The sequence below is a fragment of the Acinetobacter sp. YH12094 genome, from assembly GCF_013419295.1.
In the GTDB taxonomy this organism is placed as follows: Bacteria; Pseudomonadota; Gammaproteobacteria; order Pseudomonadales; family Moraxellaceae; genus Acinetobacter; species Acinetobacter amyesii.
On the sequence record NZ_VPAK01000073.1, the window covers coordinates 1 to 2,221 of the forward strand.

At 36.2% G+C, this 2,221-nt stretch carries 2 protein-coding genes and 1 pseudogene; 2 read left to right on the top strand and 1 reads right to left on the bottom strand.

Annotation, left to right across the window (positions count from 1 at the left end):
* Positions 1-188: 188 nt before the first annotated feature.
* Positions 189-1,111: pseudogene (locus FTU34_RS17605) on the bottom strand (IS5 family transposase).
* Positions 1,112-1,152: 41 nt separating this feature from the next.
* Between FTU34_RS17605 and FTU34_RS17610 the strand changes: the two are divergent.
* Entirely contained in the window at positions 1,153-1,533 is a 381-nt protein-coding gene (locus FTU34_RS17610; RefSeq protein ID WP_180036299.1) for a hypothetical protein, read from the top strand.
* Positions 1,534-1,540: 7 nt separating this feature from the next.
* On the top strand, positions 1,541-1,996 hold the full coding sequence (locus FTU34_RS17615) for a hypothetical protein (protein WP_180036300.1): 456 nt from the start codon (positions 1,541-1,543) through the stop codon (positions 1,994-1,996).
* The last annotated feature ends 225 nt before the right edge of the window (positions 1,997-2,221 follow it).

Here is a 2,221-nt window from a genome sequence, read left to right on the forward strand (position 1 = left end):
CGCGACTCATGAGTGCTCGGTTATATGCGGGCCAATTGGTTGTGCGATAGATTTTGTGTATAGGCTTCTTCATTTGAAAATTATATCGCTGAAAAAGCCTTTACAGATAGGTTTGTGCAACAAAGCCGATTATAATTGCTTTGTTGCACAAACATTCAAAAGCTAAACTTTCCCCAAGTTATCTAAATTTAAGTGACAACTTGGGTGTGAGGTCCGCCCAACTCCGTAAATTTATTTAATACTGCCACACGTGCATGCATGTCATTGACTTGGCTTTTGAAATTCCTTGTACTAAGCCAATCACCTGAGATACCGTCTTGGTTTCTACCAAACTTCGGCGATGATAGCCTGACCATTTTTTCCATAGTGTCCTGCCTAAACGTTTAACTGTTCGAAGTAATTCATTTCGCTCTAGCGAGCTGGTCTTTGTATCTTTCCAAGGTTTCGCATTTTTTCTTGGTGGAATCACCGCATGCGCTTGTCGGTCTGCGATTACCTGGCGGCATTGCTTGGTGTCATAAGCCCCATCTGTATAGACGGAGTCAATCTGTTCTTCTTGTGGAATCTGATCCCGTAAATCACCAAGCACCTGTGAATCACTCACATTGTTGGTTGTGAGCTAAATAGCGCGTATTTGAAGGGTTTCAGCATCGATACCAATATGTAATTTACCCCATTGGCGACGATATTCAGGCTGATGTTTTTTACGTTTCCATTCGCCTTCACCTAAAAACTTTAAGCCAGTAGAATCAACGAGTAGATGGAGACCATTACTGCTTTTTTGATAGTTAATTGCAATATCAATATGCTTTTGTCTTCTACAAATAGTGGAATAATCTGGGGCTGTCCAATCTAATCTATAAAGATGAATGAGACTTTGAACAAAGCCTCTGACCATACGTAAAGACAGACGGAATAGAGATTTAATCATCAGACAGCATTGGATAGCTGCGTCGGAGTAGGTTTGATTTCGCCCTTGTTTGCCTTTTGATGGAGCATACCATTGCGTAGCAGGATCAAACCAAATGGCAATATTTCCGCGACTCATGAGTGCTCGGTTATATGCGGGCCAATTGGTTGTGCGATAGATTTTGTGTGTAGGCTTCTTCATTTAAAAATTATATCGCTGAAAAAGCCTTTACAGATAGGTTTGTGCAACAAAGCCTGATGGGGCGTATATTTAATGGTCAAGGCTCAAATTACACAGAAATTACAGATAACTTTATTCAAGGAGCATCTTTATCTGGAAATGCTGGTGCATTAATTAAGTTTGGGGGAAGTACCGTTGTAAATAAAGATATGGTAGCGAATACTATAAATGGAAAACAACCATTTGCATTTGAGTTAGGTATTGGTACACCAGGATGGGATCTAAGTTTCGGAGGAGTAAGTGACAAAAACTTATCTCCTGTAGACTATTTGAAAAAAATAAATAGAGAAGTGGAAGCAAAAGAAATAGAACGTATTCTTAATAAGGCACCTGAAGGGGCTAGTATAGGGAATGTTCTTGATCAATGGCATAAATCTTTTTGAGGTTAAAATGAAATTATTATTAATTTTTATATTATTCTGTAGTGTTCTGCAGGTAGGATGCATTACCAATGAAAAAGAATATAATGGTAGGTTTTCTAAAGATTTAAAAGAAAATTTTAATGATGGCTATGTTGTTGAATCATATAGTGGTAATTCATACTATAATATGGTTACCTTAAGTTTGGAAAAGAAAAATTTTTCAAATGAAAGGTTTGATAAAACAATAAAAAAAATTTTAAATAATGGATGGTATTTAAACTACATAATAGATAATAAATATTGGGTTTTTTGTAGGGGTAAAAATGAATCTATAAGAGTTTTATATCCCAACCAACAGGTATTAAAAGATAGGGAGGGTAATTATTTCCGGGATGATTTAGATAATAATAGGGTGTATGTTTGGGTTGCTTTCTATAAAGATGTTGATAGAAATAAGCAATTAACTGGTTGTCCAATTGATTGATTTTAATTTTAGCTAATGGTTTTTTAATAGTAACATAAAAAATTAAGAAATTTAAGGGAGTTGATTGCATGATTAAGTTTGAGGATATATTTTACACTGGCTTTGTTGCACAAAGATTTGAAATACAAAGCCCCCTAATTGAGCCAAATTTAAGGCGTAACTTGGGTAAGTGGTCGACCTAATTCCGTAAATCTGTTGAGGACTGCTACACGTGCATGAATTTCA